A 14,679-nucleotide genomic window follows, 5' to 3' on the forward strand; every position below is an offset into this window, starting at 1 on the left:
TCAGTGTGACAAAACCACTATTGATGTATATTCTTAAGTACTGTCAGGCTGAGCTTGTCGAAGCCTTTTTAATAAATTATAATGAAATTAAATCAATACATCTGGCTGTTATTTATTTTTCTGGCGATAGTCAGCGGGATTTTCGCCTTTGATTTTTATTCGCAGAATAAGTGGATCAACTTTGGGTTGTTTACGTTCATAACAATTGGTTGCATTCTCGTTGCGCGGATTTCAGCTTTATCTTTTATTCGGAAAAGTGAAAAAATATTACTGGCAATTCAGAAAAAAGATTTTTCTCTTTTCCCGAAACCTGAACAAAATAATCTGTTCGATAATGCCGTAAAACTCTATTATCAAAGTAAAGAAGAACATCTTTCATTCTCTTCTTATAAACTTCTTTACGAAGAAATTTTGAATCAACTGGAAATTGGATTGATGATTCTTTCCGAAAAAAATAACGAATGGGAAGTTTTTTATGTAAATCCTGTTTTCTTGGAAATTTTACAAATTCCAAAATATAATTCGTGGGAACTTTACGAATCTAAAATACCTGATTTTTACAATATTATAAAGCAAACCCATTACGAAAACTCTCAGGAATTCTTTGACATTTCGATCAATGAAAATGCGAAACAATCGTTTTCTCTGAGAACGAAAAAAGTTCAAAATGTAAAAAACCGCTTCTGCATCATCAGTCTGGAATCTCTTCAGAAAATCATCGAGCAAAAGGAAAAACTCGCCTGGAATAATCTGATGAAAGTGATCTCTCACGAACTTCTGAATACTTTGACGCCTGTAAACAGCTTAATTCAAAATCTTGAATACATAGCGAATCAGGAAGTTGTAGAAAAAGAAGATCAACAGGAAATGAAAGAAAGTTTGAGAATCATCAATTCAAAATCAAAACAATTACTGAATTTTGTGGACGATTACCGACAGGTTGCCGAGTTGCCAAAGCCGGTTTTCAAAACCATTTCTTTGACGAATATTGTAGAATCTGCGCTTAATTTTATGAAACCTGAATTCGAAAAAAATAAGATTAAGGTTATTAATTCATTAGAAAATCAAATAATTTGGGGCGACGAAAAAATGATAGAAAGATGTCTGATCAATCTTTATCTGAATACTATTTATGCCGTTGAAGATACCTTAGAAAAGACAATTAAAACAGAAATTAAAACCCTTAATAAACGTATCATTCTAAGTGTAGAAGACAATGGAATTGGGATTCCGAATGAAATTAAAGACAAGATTTTTATTCCGTTTTTTACCACCAGAATCAGTGGTTCGGGAATTGGTTTAACCCTCAGCAAAAGCATCATCGAAGCGCACAAAGGCTATCTCACTTACAAACCGCTGGAAAAAGGCAGCCGTTTTGAGATCTGGTTTTTGGAGTAATTGACTTTATTAATGGTTTAAAATTTAATAATAAATCCGGTTAAATTAAAAAATATAACCACAAAAGATACTGTGTTCATTTCCAAATATTTTCAGATATTTGTATAAACTATTTAAGGAGAATATTTATTCATCCTGTGTAGGCAGGCGCAACCCTGTCTATTTTTTTATTTTCTATATAATTAGGATCAAATTCCATATTGCTTTTCCAAAGTTTATAAGTTAAAATGAGCAACTTTCTTGCGACTGCTATTACTGCTATTTTTTTCACAGGTTTTCTGTCTTTTAGATTGTTATAAAACTCTTTCATTAACGGATTGAATCTGGTTGCACATAAAGCGGGCATATATAAAGAATGGCGGATAAAACTGTTTCCCTTTTTAGATATTCTTGTCTTCCCTTCCTTATTCCCAGACTGATTGTGCTGAATATCTAAACCTGCATAACTTGCCAGTTGTCTTCCATTTGTTATTAACGCAAAGGCATTGGTTTCTGCAATAATACATATTGTTGTAATAAAACTTACTCCCGGAATACTGCATATTTTTTTAACTTTATCAGAAAACTCTGTATCAGACATTACTAAAAGCCTAAGTTCCGACTCGATCTCCGATACCTGTACTTCTAATAAGGAAACCTGTGTTTTTAACCTTTTTTGAGTGGAGACAGGGCAGTCATGACTGTGATGTTTTGCATGAAGCTGATTCTTAGCCTGATTGATTTTAGCTTTTACTTCACGGTATTCACGGCTTAAAAATTTTAAATCACGCATAATTTTAGTAGGCATATTCCAGGTTCTTAATTTCCTTTCCAATCCTAACCTGCATAAAACCTCTGAATCCTTTTGATCTGTCTTGGTTTTCACATTAAGACTGCGGGAATAATGCTTCACCATATTGGGTAATAGCACAGATAATTTACAATGATGCTCATTTAAAAAATAAGCCAAATGCTCATAATAAACGCCCGTGGCTTCCATTACATAAAATACTTCTCTTGAGGCATTCTGTTCATCCGACCACTGCAATAATTCTTTATATCCACAATAGTCATTTTTAAATCTTTTACTCTTCCCAAATTTTTGATTTTGAAAGCTGTCTGAAGTTCCAAAACAACAGTCTAGATAATCTTTTGAAATATCAATACCGATACATTGCTTTTCCATGATGTTTAATTTTAAGTGAAAAAACTGCAGTTTCTTGTAATCTTTTCTCGCATTTATACGGAATGTAAAAACTTCCTAAGTACTGTTCAGATTTTAAAGAAACTTAGAGACAGAGAATCTTTCTTTTTCCGGTATATTAATAAAAATTACCTCTCACAAAATATTTCTGCTGCCTCTTAGTTTTATTATTTAAAGTAACTTATATTTATAAATACAAACATACGAGTTACGAAAGCTATTTTACTTCTTTTGCATCTTTTGTGGCTAAAAAATATAAGGTTTTACTTTATAAAACTTTAAAAGTATATTTCTTAAGGATTTTGTTCATATCCCGCTATCTGAATCTGAGATAAAGGAATCTGATACAGATAATCCTTCGTTGTAATCGTAAAATTATAATTAAGATCTGCAGCAGCCTGATTGATAACGGCAACTCCCGTATTCCAACGTACCAAATCGTGCCAGTAAACCCCTTCTCCTGCAAATTCTACTCTTCTCTCTTTTCGAAGTGCGGTCGTAAAATCGGTACTCGAAATAGAGGTAGAAAGCGCAGAAAGACCCGCTCTCTGACGAATTCTATTGACATACGGAACCGCAGCACTCGTATTTCCCTGATTATTTAAAACCTCCGCATACATTAAAAGAACATCTTCATATCGAATGATCGGAAAATTGATTGGCCAATCGTAACGGTTGGTGATCACCAATCCAGGTTCACGAAATTTCACGAAATAATTCGCATTATCCGGTTGCCCGTTTTGTGCGATGAATTGAGTTTTGACAGTTAAAGGACGTCTCAAATCTCCAGGTTCATAAGCATTAAGTAAGGATTGGGAAACCCCCAATTCAGAAGAACTAAACAAGCTGCCTTGTGCGTTGTACAAAGGATCGGCACTTCCAAAAGTAGGCGAAACATAACTTGGCAGATAAGAACCTTGCGATAAACCTCCGCTGATATGCTGAATTTCAAAAATATGGTATTTGTTATCGTTGGCGCTTTTAAACAAGTCTGCATAATTGGCTGCAAATGTAACGAACTGACCCTCTCCCTGAATCACCGAAAATAAGTGGTCTTTTGCTTTTGCCAAATAGGATGCATTGTTGAGAGGATAGCCGTTTCCTGTAAGATAAATCCTTCCTAACATCGCATGAGCTGCCGATTTTGTTATTCTGCCTTTATTTTTTGCGTCATATGTATTTTTCAATCCATCTACAGAAGCTTCAATTTCTGATGTTATAAAATTGTAAAGTGTCACCAAATCTGTTCTTTGAATAGTAGCGGCTTCTTCAGGACTCACCGGATGATCGACTAAAGGAACTTTTCCAAAATTACGCATCAGTTCGAAATAAGCGTAAGCTCTTAAAAAACGGGTTTCAGAACGGTATTGCTCTTTTGTTGCATTATCCGCAAAAGGAACGGCATCAATTCTTGCTAAAATATTATTCGCATAAGAAATCAATTGATAAGCATCTTCCCAAAGAATATTAACTTCTTCTGTTGAAGAGGTATCCTGAAAACGGTTGATTGCGTAATAATCTCTGTTTCCGTTTTGTGAAATTGCATTAAAATTGTTGGAACGGACTTCTGATGCCAGTAAATAAAAATTAACATCAAAACCTCCTCTTGATGAAGAGTTTATCATGGCAGAATATACTCCTGATAATGCCTGATTGATTTGCAGTTCTGTGGTGTAAAAAGAGGTCTGTGTAATATTATTTTCAGGTTCAAGCATCAAATCTTTTTCACAGCTCATCATTCCGAGCATCAATGTTCCGACAAGTAATGTCTTTCCGAAATTCTTAATATGTAATGGTAAAAAGCGTCTATTTTTATTATAAGTTATTTTCATTTTTTTAAATTTTAGAAGTTAAAGTTTAAGCCCATCATATAAACCTTTGCATTAGGATACGCCCCGTAATCGGTTCCGTCTGACTGTACAGATTCTGGATTATAACCACCGTAATAGTGATCTTTTCTCCAGACATTTTCTAAGCTGACATAAATTCTCAGATTAGAAATTTTTAATTTATCGGATAACTCTTTATCAAAGTTATATCCTAAAGTCACATTTTTTAATTGAATGTAAGTCGCATCATACAACCATCTTGTATCCAGAAGACCTCCTGTTGTACCGTCTAATCTGGGCGTTTTTCCATCTCCCGGATCTTCATCGGAACGCCATCGATTTGCCCAATTGCCCATCACATTTGTCGTGGTTCCCATACCGGGACGATCGATTGCACGACCTAACAATGCATAACTGTAACCTCCTTTTTGCCCTTGAAAAAACACAGAAAGATCAAATCCCTTATAAGAAAATGTATTCGTAATCCCCCAATAATAATCAGGAGTAGGACCTCCAATGATATGACGGTCTTTTTCGTCGATAACGCCATCCCCATTTGCGTCTAGGTATTTCACGTCTCCGGCAATTGCTCCAGCTGTTTTGGCAACGCTTGTATTGTTGATATCTGCTGTAGATAGTACACCTATCGCTTCATAAAGATAAAATGCATTCAGTTCCTGCCCTACCTGAATAATATTTGTGCTCTCACTAAAACCTGTAGGAATCGATTTATTATTATTACCTAACTGCAATACTTTGTTATTATTAAATGCAATATTAGCGGAAGTATTCCATCTGAAAGCTCCGACTAAGTTTTTTGTGCTTAATTCTAATTCCAGTCCTTTATTTTGAACCGAACCAACGTTTCTCCAAATTGTTGAATAACCTGAAACAAGAGCAATCGGTTCTTCCAAAAGAAGATCCTTTGTTTTTTTGATATAATAATCTGCGGTAAAATCAATTCTGTTGAATAAACCCAATTCAAAACCAAAATCAGACGATTGCGTTTTTTCCCAGGTAAGATTAGGATTCGCAATGGTGTTCGGGATTAAACCGTTTGATAAGTTTCCGCCAAAAGAATAATTTCCTCCCGAAAGTGTTCCAAATGCTCTGTAATCTCCAATTGAATTATTCCCGTTTTCTCCCCAACTGTATCTGAATTTAAGGTTATTCAGCCATTTTATATCTTTTAAGAAATCTTCCTGATCTGCTTTCCACCCAGCTCCGAATGCCGCAAAAGTTCCCCAAAGATTATTCCACCCGAATCTGGAAGATCCATCTCTACGGATACTTGTGGATAACATATATTTCTTTTTATAATCGTAGTTAACACGACCAAACATAGAGATCAACATCCATTCTGAAGCGGTATATTCAGAATTAAGTACCGATGCAGATTGTGTAAAATTGAAGGTTTTTAAATCATCATTCGGAAAACCTTTGTTTCGGTTATATTGAGTGGTTGTTCTGTAATTTTCTGCACTGTAACCCGCAATAGCATTAACATTATGATCACCAAAAGATTCTTTATAACTCAGCAAACCTTCACCCAAATATCTGTTATAATTAACTGTTCTTCGGCTTGCAATACTTACCTGTCCCGGTATATTGGTAATTAAATCAAAAGTTGGCGTATACCCATTATTGAGGTTAAAATTATTGGTTGCCCCTCCGGAAATTTTCAAATTCAGAGTTGGTAAAATATCATAAGATACATACAAGCTCGACAATAGACGAAATTCGTTGGTATCATTTGTCGTTTGCTCCATCAAACCGATAGGACTTTGGGTAGAACCTGCCCATCTGTATCTTGTATTTTTCCAAAAATTGGTATAAAGACCGGCATTTAATTCTGCTATGGGAACCATCGAAAGCATTTTATGAGCGAGATTGTCTTTTCCGTCTACTGTTGCTCCGTAACTTTGCGAATAACTTGGTCGAAGTGCGATTCCGGCTTTCCATTTATCTGAAAGATTAACATCTATAGTTGCACTTAAATTAAATCTGTTAAAACCAGTATTAATCGCCAAACCTTCCTGATCGAAATACGCCCCCGAAATCGCATATTTCACATTCTTGTTTCCTCCTCTTACCGACAATTGATAACTTTGAATAGCCGCCGGATGATAAAATTCATCCTGCCAGTCAATATTAGCAACCTGATTGGTTCCCCATCGAGGATCGATCATATAGTTGATATTCGCCAAATTATAATCAGTAGTATTGGCTAACCCAAAATAATTGGCTCTCACCGCATAACTGTCTGATGCAGAATTGCCGGGAGCCAAAGCGACCCATTTTTTATTAATCGCTTCAGTTGCATAATCGATCCATTCTGCACTGTTCATGATATCCAGCTTTTTCTCAATCGTCTGAACTCCATAATATTGAGAAAAGCTAAAGGATGGTTTTCCCGTTGTTCCTTTTTTTGTCGTTACGATAACTACCCCATTAGAAACCACGAGATCCGTACATCGCAGTGGATGCGGCATCTTTCAGTACTTCAATCGATTGCACATCATCGGGTGAAATGTTTGCCATATCGTCGACAACCATTCCGTCGACAACATAAACTGGGGAATTACTTGCCGATATGGAAGCGGTACCACGAACTCGGATTTCCAACGGTTCTCCAGGTTTTCCTGACGTAGCGCGTGTTTTCACTCCGGCAATTTGACCTGTTAACGCCTGATCAACTCTCGCAATGGGGCGATCTTTAAAACTTTGGGCACTAACTCTGCCGACAGAACCCGTAACTTCTCCTCTCTTTTGCGTACCGTAAGCAATGATAACTACTTCCTCGATATCTTCAGTTTTATCTTTAGAATTGCGTTGTATGCTATCCTTAACCGTTTTGGTCGTTTGCTTTTCCTGCGCAAAAATAAAACCCGTGGCACCGGCTAAAAGACCAAGTGTCAATATAGTTTTTTTCATTTAGTGATTATTAATTATTTAAAAATTTATTGTTATTCTTAAACAGAAAATCGAAGCTTAAGAACTCTGTTATTTATATCATTGAGATATTTCACACATCTTTGTTTTAATAAAAATATACTTATAGAAAAATTTTACTATCCTGTAGTCACCTGTATTATTCTCTTTACTGAGAGATATTTCACAATAACCTGTTTTTTTTTAAATCTTTTTTTTCTAAAGAATTCTTTGAGTTTTTATCGCAGAATCAAAAGAGGAAATTTTTTAAAATCAGAGGGTATTTTGAAAAGATAAAAAAATGATTATTTAAAATAAAATTTTATTTAATTAATGTTTTACGATAATTAATTATATATTTGCATTAATAATTAATTAACTATGTTATGAATCAAAGCAAAAGCATATCAAAGATTCTGTATTATCTGTGCCTCTTATTATCCTTAGGTTATCTCATTACCTTCGTGTATTCTGTTTTTTGTTTATTGACGGGTTTTGCCGTTACACCTTACAAAGAAAACCTGTATCTGCACATTAATTATCCTTTTACGGAACAGCCATTTTTGAATATTGAAAATAATTGTCCTTATATTATTCTCTCATTTTTGTTGGTTTTACTTACCTACGGAATTTTTTTTTGGTTGTCGGCAAAAGTGTTTCGAGTTTTTTTTCAGTCAAAATTGTTTACTGAAGAAAATATCTTACAGCTCAAAAGATTTTATACTTATAATATTTTCTTTCCTTTGCCCATCGTCATTGTGGCGATTTTTTTTGTGGAGGTAGAATCTGTAATCTGGGGATTGGTGTTTATCCATTTCATGTTAGGAATTTTCTGTTTCTTCCTTGCCAATATCTTTAAACAGGGATTACATTTACAAAACGAACAAGATTTATTTATATAAAATGCCAATTATAGTCAACTTAGATATTATGCTTGCCAAGCGAAAAATGCAGAGTAAAGAATTGGCGGAAAAACTGGGCATCAGTACAGTCAACCTTTCTATTCTGAAAACAGGAAAAGCAAAAGGCGTGCGTTTTGATACACTTGAAGCAATCTGTAAAGCATTGGAATGTCAACCCGGAGATATTCTGGAGTATAAAGAGGAATAATTAAATATTTCAAAAAGCTTTTTTGACTTTTGGTTTAAAAACTTTACCATAAACATTTTTTACACACAATTTCGAAAGCAATGGAAACGTTGCCAGGATTTCTATACCCTAAAATCAATCCTATGAATACCTTACACATTAACAATCTAAATCTCACTTATAAAAATGGTTTTCAAGCCATTAAAGATATTTCTTTAGAAATAGGAAACGGAATGTTCGGTTTATTAGGACCCAATGGAGCCGGAAAATCATCTTTAATGAAAACCATTGTTGGCCTGCAGAAACCAACGTCGGGAACTATCATTTTTAACGGAATCAATGTTTCTGAAAACCCCGATTATATCAAACAAAATCTCGGATTTCTTCCTCAGGATTTTGGAGTTTATCCCAAAGTATCGGCTTACGATCTTTTGCAACATATTGCTATTTTAAAAGGAATTATAAATAGTTCGGAGCGAAAAAACCAGATTTTAAACCTACTTGAAAAAGTCAATCTTTCTGATTTTAAAAATAAGGAAGTTCACACTTTTTCCGGTGGAATGAGGCAGCGTTTTGGCGTTGCACAGGCTTTACTGGGAAATCCTAAAATCATTATCGTTGATGAACCGACTGCCGGTTTAGATCCTGAAGAACGAAATCGTTTCAATTCTTTGCTCAACGAAATCAGTAATGATGTGATCGTCATTCTTTCGACCCATTTGGTTGAAGATGTCCGAAATCTCTGTTCCGAAGTTGCGATTATTAATCAGGGAAAACTTCTCAGACAGGGAAACCCAAACGAACTGATTGCCGAACTGGAAAACAAAATCTGGTCAAAACCTATTGATAAAAATCAGTTGGAAAATTATCAATCCAATTACAACATAATCAGTCAGCAATTGATTGAAAGAGAATTACATATCACTGCATTTTCAGAACAGCAGCTTCCTGATTTTTCTTCGGTACATCCTTCATTGGAGCACGTTTATTTTAATACGCTCACTCAAAAACCATAGTTATGAATGCTATATTTTTATTCGAGTTCAAACGTCTTGTAAAACGTTGGACTGCATATCTTATTGCCTTAATTCTAGTATTGATCGGCATTTTTTGCGGAAACCAGTTCAATCTTACGGTTGGAGAAGGAATTTTTCTCAATTCGCCTTACACCATTGGTTTTATGACCGGAATGTTGAGTCTTGTCGTCATCTTTTTTGCGATTATTTACGCCACTCAGATTCTTTTTAAAGATTGGGATTCGAAATTCGACATTCTTATTTTTTCATATCCATTATCAAAACGGACTTATTTGCAGGGGAAATTTCTCATATTTTTTCTACAGACTTTTTTAAGTTTTACATTTTTAATGATCGGATTTGTGATCGGACAGAATTTACGAACAGGAAGTGAAATCCAGCATTATTTTAATTTTTGGCATTACTTCTACCCTCTTTTGATTTTCGGAGGCATCAATTGTTTTGTAGTGTGCAGTTTTTTATTTTTCATCTCGTTCAGTACGAAGAAAAAGCTTCTGGTCGTTATTGGCGGACTATTTCTTTACGTTCTTTATATGATTATTCTGGTATTTTCCAATTCACCGTTTATGGCAGGAAGCTTACCGCAATCATTGGAAACACAGCAATTATCGGCTTTAATTGATCCTTTTGGAATGTCATCTTATTTTTTTGAAGCAAGAATTTTATCCGCTCAGCAAAAGAATGAGATTATTGTTCCGTTTTCAGGATATTTATTGATTAATAGAATCATTTTTCTGATTATTTCAATCCTTCTTTTATTATTGACTTACAGATTATTTTCTTTCTCAACATTTTCTCAAAACAAAAGTAAAAACAAGAAGAAAAACCAGATAACAAGTGTTTCTTTTACTCATAATTTGGAACAATTTACAACTACAAAATCAGTTTTCGGAATTTCTGCCGGGATAAAATCTGTACTGTCCTTTGCGAAAATCGATCTCATTTATCTTTTTAAAAGCATTACCATTGTCGCCGTTTCAATATTGCTTTTATTTTTTGTCGGGATGGAAATGTACGCCGAAATCGAAAAAGGAATCCGTCTTCCTCAGAAATACGCAAGTTCAGGACTGATGTCGACTACTATTTCGGAGAATTTCCATTTGTTTGGAATGCTGATTGTCATTTATTTCATTAACGATTTGTATTGGAGAAGCCATTCGTCGGGGTTTTCACTGATTGAAAAAAGTACCTATTTTTATAAAAGCAAACTGAGCGGACATTTTATTTCCATTACCATTTTATTATTCTTTCTTACCGCGATTTTAATTTTAGAAGGATTAGCATTTCAGCTTGTTTACAACTATTTTCACATCGAATGGAATGCGTATTTGGGAACAATTCTCTTCAATACTTTTCCGCTGATTCTTTTCTCCGCTTTTATGCTGTTGATTAATGACAATATTAAAAATCGTTTTGTTGCTTTGGGAATTTCCGTTCTTGCGGGTTTTACGTTCGCCGGACCAGTCTCAAAAAAGATCATTTCTTATCCATTATTAAGGATTTTCTCAGATTACAAAGGCGTTTACAGTGATTTCAGCGGATACGGAATCTATGCATCTGCTTTTGCAGAACGTCTTGTATTCGGATTCGGACTGATTCTTTTTTTATGGTTGATTAATGTATGGATTAAAACCAAAAAATGGGATATCAAACAAATCATTTTCACCATAATTATTTTATCTATTGGAATTTTTACAGGAAATCTCTTTATGAAAGGCTATATTCCTCAAAATGAAGATGAAAAAATAGCGCAATCAGTTCAATACGAAAAGAAATTCAAACACTATGAAAATCTCGCACAACCAACTATTACAGATGTAATTACCGAAATTCAACTTTATCCGTCTGAAAATTCTTATAAAATCAACGGAAACCTATAAATTGGTCAATCAAACCGACAAACCCATTAATAAGATTTTAATTAATTTTCATCCTGATTTAAAAATAGAATCCGCCATTTTCAATACAAATTCTGAATCAAAAAAGATCGATCAGGAAGTCACCGAAATTTCTTTGCATAAACCTCTACAACCTGGAGAAACAGCCAATCTTGATTTTAAAATCTCCTATCATTGGTCTGCAGTTAATGGACACGATTCATTTAATTCTATCATCGAAAACGGATCTTTTATGAGAATCAGTCGATATTTTCCAACGTTCGGTTATCAAGCAAATAATGAAATTGAAGATGAAGAAAAACGAGCCAAATTTAAATTGGGAAAACAATCGGAATTAAAAAAATTAGAAGCTCCGGAAGTATTCAAAAAGGATTTCATTACTCTGGACATGACCGTTTCCACAGAAAAAAACCAGACTGCTGTAGGAACCGGAGATTTAGTTCAACAATATATTAAAAATAACAGAAATTATTTCCGTTATAAAGCTGAAAATATTCCGTTTCGTTTTGCCGTTTCTTCCGCAAAATATCAAACAAAAACTACCGTTTATAAAGGAGTGACCATCAACATTTTTTATCACGAAAAACATTCAGAAAATGTAAATCACTTAATTGAAAATGCAAAAATTACTTTAGATTATTGCATCCAAAATTTTGGAAAGTATCCGTTTAAAACCGTCAATTTTGCAGAAGTTTCTTCCTTTACGAAAGGTTTTGCGGCAACCGCTTATCCTTCCTCGATTTTTATGACAGAAGATATGCTGTTTCACGCCAATATTCATGCAGATAAAGATCAGGATGTCATCAATGAACTTGCGGGCCACGAGCTTTCGCATCTGTGGTGGGGAAACAGCGGGATCGATCCCGACGACAGAGAAGGCGCCGTAATGTTGACCGAAACGTTGGCGATGTACACCGAAATGATGCTTTACAAAAAGATGCACGGAAAAGAGAAAATGATGGAAAGAATAAAAGTTCATCAACAGATTTTTGATAATGAAAAAGGCTTATCCCAAAATCAGCCGTTATATAAAGTTACGGGCGAAAATACTCATATTTCGTATTCAAAAGGAGCAATTATCATGGTAAAATTAAGCGAATTGATCGGTGAAAATAAAGTAAATACAGCCCTTCGAAGTTTTCTTTTACACAATCAATATCCAAAAAAGCCGACTTCATTAGATTTGCTGAAAGAGTTTTATAAAGTAGGTCCTAATGAAGCTGTAAACAGGAAAATTGATATTTTGTTTAAATCTGAATAACCTATTGACAATAATGAATCTGTTTACACTTTTATTTGAAGCTATTTGTCTTCGTCGAATTGTACTTTTATATATTTTTTAAGGATCAATTTCCCGCTTTCCGCACTCGCTATTTTGTTGAATTTCAGACCAAGTGCAGAAGATAAAAGTAAAACCTGTTAAAATGAAAATTTTAAACAAATTCTAAATCCGATTTCATTTTTTCAACCGCTCCGAAAGTTCTCTTTTATAGGTAATTCCGATCGGAAGTTTATATTCATGAATCGAAACAAAATCTTTTTCAAAGCTCTGAATCTTATCTAAAGCCACAATATATGACTTATGAATTCTTAAAAAAGAAGTATTTGGAAGGCATTTTTCGATCTCATTGGTGGTAATTGAAGCGAGATAGGTTTTTGTGGTTGTAAATAATTTAACATAATTCCCAAAACTTTGCGCATACAGCAATTTATCCAATTCGATTTCCAAAAGATGACCATCAACTTTTATATTGATAGAATTGACAGTTTTCATTTCGGAGACAAATTCTGAAGGACTTAAAGAAAGAAAACGGTCGATGGCTTTCAAAAATCTCGGAAAATAGATCGGTTTCAGAAGATAATCGATGACGCCATAATCATAACTTTCCAAAGCAAATTCTGAATAAGCCGTTGTTAAAATAGTTTTTGGAGGCAACGGCATGATTTTAAGAAGTTCAAGCCCGGTAATTTCAGGCATATCGATGTCTAAAAACATCAGATCTACCTTGTTTTCCCGAAGATAGTTCATGGCTTCAATGCCGTTATAACATTGTTGTACCAATTCCAGATTTGCATTTTGCTTGATGTAATTCATCAAAACATAATGCGCAGCAGGCTCATCATCAACAATTATACATTTCTTTGAGGTTTCCATTATTAGTTTAAATCAATTTCCAAATTTACATTAAAAACTGTTTTTGTCGGCTTAATTTCAAGTTTATGTCTTTCCGGATAGATAATTTCAAGACGCTTTTGGGTATTTTTCAAGCCAATTTTTGTGGAAACAACATCTCTCTTTTTTGCCGGAATTGAATTGGAAATATTTAACAATAATTTGTTATCTTTAATCATAATGTCGATCGTCACAAAACAATCTTCAATCGTACAAGCTCCATGTTTAAAGGCATTTTCAACAAACGAAATCAACAACATCGGTGCAATTTTATACTGCCTTTCAGAATCTAAATTCGCAGTATAAGTGATTTTGCAACGATAACCCACACGTTCTTTTTCAAGTTGGATATAACTTGAAATAAAAGAAACCTCATCATCAATCGAAACAAATTCCTTTGAACTGCTTTCCACCTGATAGCGCATCAATTGCGAAACGTGCATAATCATATCGGAAGTCTGTTCTGGATATTTCAGGCTGATTCCGTAAAGTGTATTGAAAGTATTAAAAAGAAAATGCGGGTTTAATTGAGCTTTCAAGGCACTCAACTGCACTTCATTGTACAAAAGCGTTTTGCTTGTCTTCTTTTTTTGTTCCCGATAATGCTCTAAAATCAGGGTAGAAACCTAAAATACAAACCAAAGTTCCGGTAAGCGTAGACAATTGAAAAGGATACGTTTTTTGATAAGAAGATTTATAAAGAAAACAGTTTTTATACAATATTTCCGTCGAAGTTTCATATAAAATAACGGAGAAAATTAAAATTAGAAGTGCCGTTAAAAGCAGATACAACATAGGTTTTTGCTCTTTCAGCAACACCGGAAGCAGAAAAAAACGGTTGATTTGTGCGTGAACATACAAAATGAAAAAATAAACCAGCCCGCTAAAAAAACCTTTCCAACTCAATATCAAAATCCAGTCGTTCAGCGTGAATAATATAAAAGAGAAAACAAGGATGAAAATTTCTTGCCACCACTGGTTTTCTAAAACATATTTAAATTTCATTTTTTTTATTTAAAAGAATACAAAGTAACTACTTATAATTTTTATTACCATGGGAATAATGACGTATTCAATTCGTCATTTTACAAAACCATTTCGTCATTAATAAAGCCTTTATCCTGTTTTATTGGCTTAAAAT

At 34.1% G+C, this 14,679-nt stretch carries 13 protein-coding genes; 6 read left to right on the forward strand and 7 right to left on the reverse strand.

All coding sequences use genetic code 11. The features are described from left to right. The first annotated feature begins 81 nt into the window (after positions 1–81). Entirely contained in the window at positions 82–1,398 is a 1,317-nt protein-coding gene (locus tag J3D55_RS15215; RefSeq protein WP_259132347.1) for a sensor histidine kinase, read from the forward strand. Positions 1,399–1,528: 130 nt separating this feature from the next. Here J3D55_RS15215 and J3D55_RS15220 read toward each other — a convergent pair whose 3' ends face one another. The 4 genes from J3D55_RS15220 to J3D55_RS15235 form a co-directional block, all read right to left on the reverse strand. Beyond that, positions 1,529–2,563, reverse strand: coding sequence for an IS110 family RNA-guided transposase (locus J3D55_RS15220; protein ID WP_259132348.1), 1,035 nt, complete (start codon positions 2,561–2,563; stop codon positions 1,529–1,531). 311 nt (positions 2,564–2,874) lie between these two features. Next, positions 2,875–4,413: a RagB/SusD family nutrient uptake outer membrane protein gene (locus J3D55_RS15225; RefSeq protein WP_259132349.1), complete on the reverse strand. Its 1,539-nt coding sequence runs from the start codon at positions 4,411–4,413 to the stop codon at positions 2,875–2,877. Between the two features lie 11 nt (positions 4,414–4,424). After that, a complete protein-coding gene (locus tag J3D55_RS15230; RefSeq protein ID WP_259132350.1) occupies positions 4,425–6,902 on the reverse strand; it encodes a SusC/RagA family TonB-linked outer membrane protein in 2,478 nt (825 codons plus the stop codon). Continuing rightward, complete coding sequence (locus J3D55_RS15235; RefSeq protein WP_259132351.1) at positions 6,862–7,344, reverse strand: TonB-dependent receptor plug domain-containing protein; 483 nt, start codon at positions 7,342–7,344, stop codon at positions 6,862–6,864. Before J3D55_RS15235 ends, J3D55_RS15230 begins: the two co-directional genes overlap by 41 nt. A 383-nt stretch (positions 7,345–7,727) precedes the next feature. Between J3D55_RS15235 and J3D55_RS15240 the strand changes: the two genes are divergently transcribed. The 5 genes from J3D55_RS15240 (at position 7,728) to J3D55_RS15260 (ending at position 12,626) form a co-directional block, all read left to right on the forward strand. Continuing rightward, complete coding sequence (locus J3D55_RS15240) at positions 7,728–8,243, forward strand: DUF2975 domain-containing protein (RefSeq protein ID WP_259132352.1); 516 nt, start codon at positions 7,728–7,730, stop codon at positions 8,241–8,243. A gap of 1 nt (position 8,244) precedes the next feature. Next, positions 8,245–8,451 (forward strand): helix-turn-helix domain-containing protein, encoded by a 207-nt coding sequence (locus J3D55_RS15245; protein WP_259132353.1) that lies wholly within the window; start codon positions 8,245–8,247, stop codon positions 8,449–8,451. A 122-nt stretch (positions 8,452–8,573) separates the two neighbouring features. Continuing rightward, positions 8,574–9,446: an ABC transporter ATP-binding protein gene (locus J3D55_RS15250; protein ID WP_259132354.1), complete on the forward strand. Its 873-nt coding sequence runs from the start codon at positions 8,574–8,576 to the stop codon at positions 9,444–9,446. Positions 9,447–9,448: 2 nt separating this feature from the next. Beyond that, positions 9,449–11,347: an ABC transporter permease gene (locus tag J3D55_RS15255; protein WP_259132355.1), complete on the forward strand. Its 1,899-nt coding sequence runs from the start codon at positions 9,449–9,451 to the stop codon at positions 11,345–11,347. Between the two features lies 1 nt (position 11,348). Beyond that, on the forward strand, positions 11,349–12,626 hold the full coding sequence (locus tag J3D55_RS15260) for a M1 family aminopeptidase (protein WP_259132356.1): 1,278 nt from the start codon (positions 11,349–11,351) through the stop codon (positions 12,624–12,626). Positions 12,627–12,821: 195 nt separating this feature from the next. Here the strand turns inward: J3D55_RS15260 and J3D55_RS15265 are convergent, their stop codons facing one another. Genes J3D55_RS15265 through J3D55_RS15275 form a run of 3 tightly spaced genes read right to left on the reverse strand, consistent with a single transcriptional unit; the run spans position 12,822 to position 14,543 of the window. Further along, entirely contained in the window at positions 12,822–13,520 is a 699-nt protein-coding gene (locus tag J3D55_RS15265) for a LytR/AlgR family response regulator transcription factor (RefSeq protein WP_259132357.1), read from the reverse strand. A gap of 2 nt (positions 13,521–13,522) precedes the next feature. Then, positions 13,523–14,104 (reverse strand): sensor histidine kinase, encoded by a 582-nt coding sequence (locus J3D55_RS15270; RefSeq protein WP_259132358.1) that lies wholly within the window; start codon positions 14,102–14,104, stop codon positions 13,523–13,525. Further along, complete coding sequence (locus J3D55_RS15275) at positions 14,094–14,543, reverse strand: hypothetical protein (RefSeq protein ID WP_259132359.1); 450 nt, start codon at positions 14,541–14,543, stop codon at positions 14,094–14,096. The genes J3D55_RS15270 and J3D55_RS15275 overlap by 11 nt, the downstream gene beginning before the upstream one ends. Positions 14,544–14,679: the final 136 nt, after the last annotated feature.

This window comes from Chryseobacterium ginsenosidimutans, assembly GCF_024807225.1.
GTDB classification, from domain to species: Bacteria; Bacteroidota; Bacteroidia; order Flavobacteriales; family Weeksellaceae; genus Chryseobacterium; species Chryseobacterium ginsenosidimutans.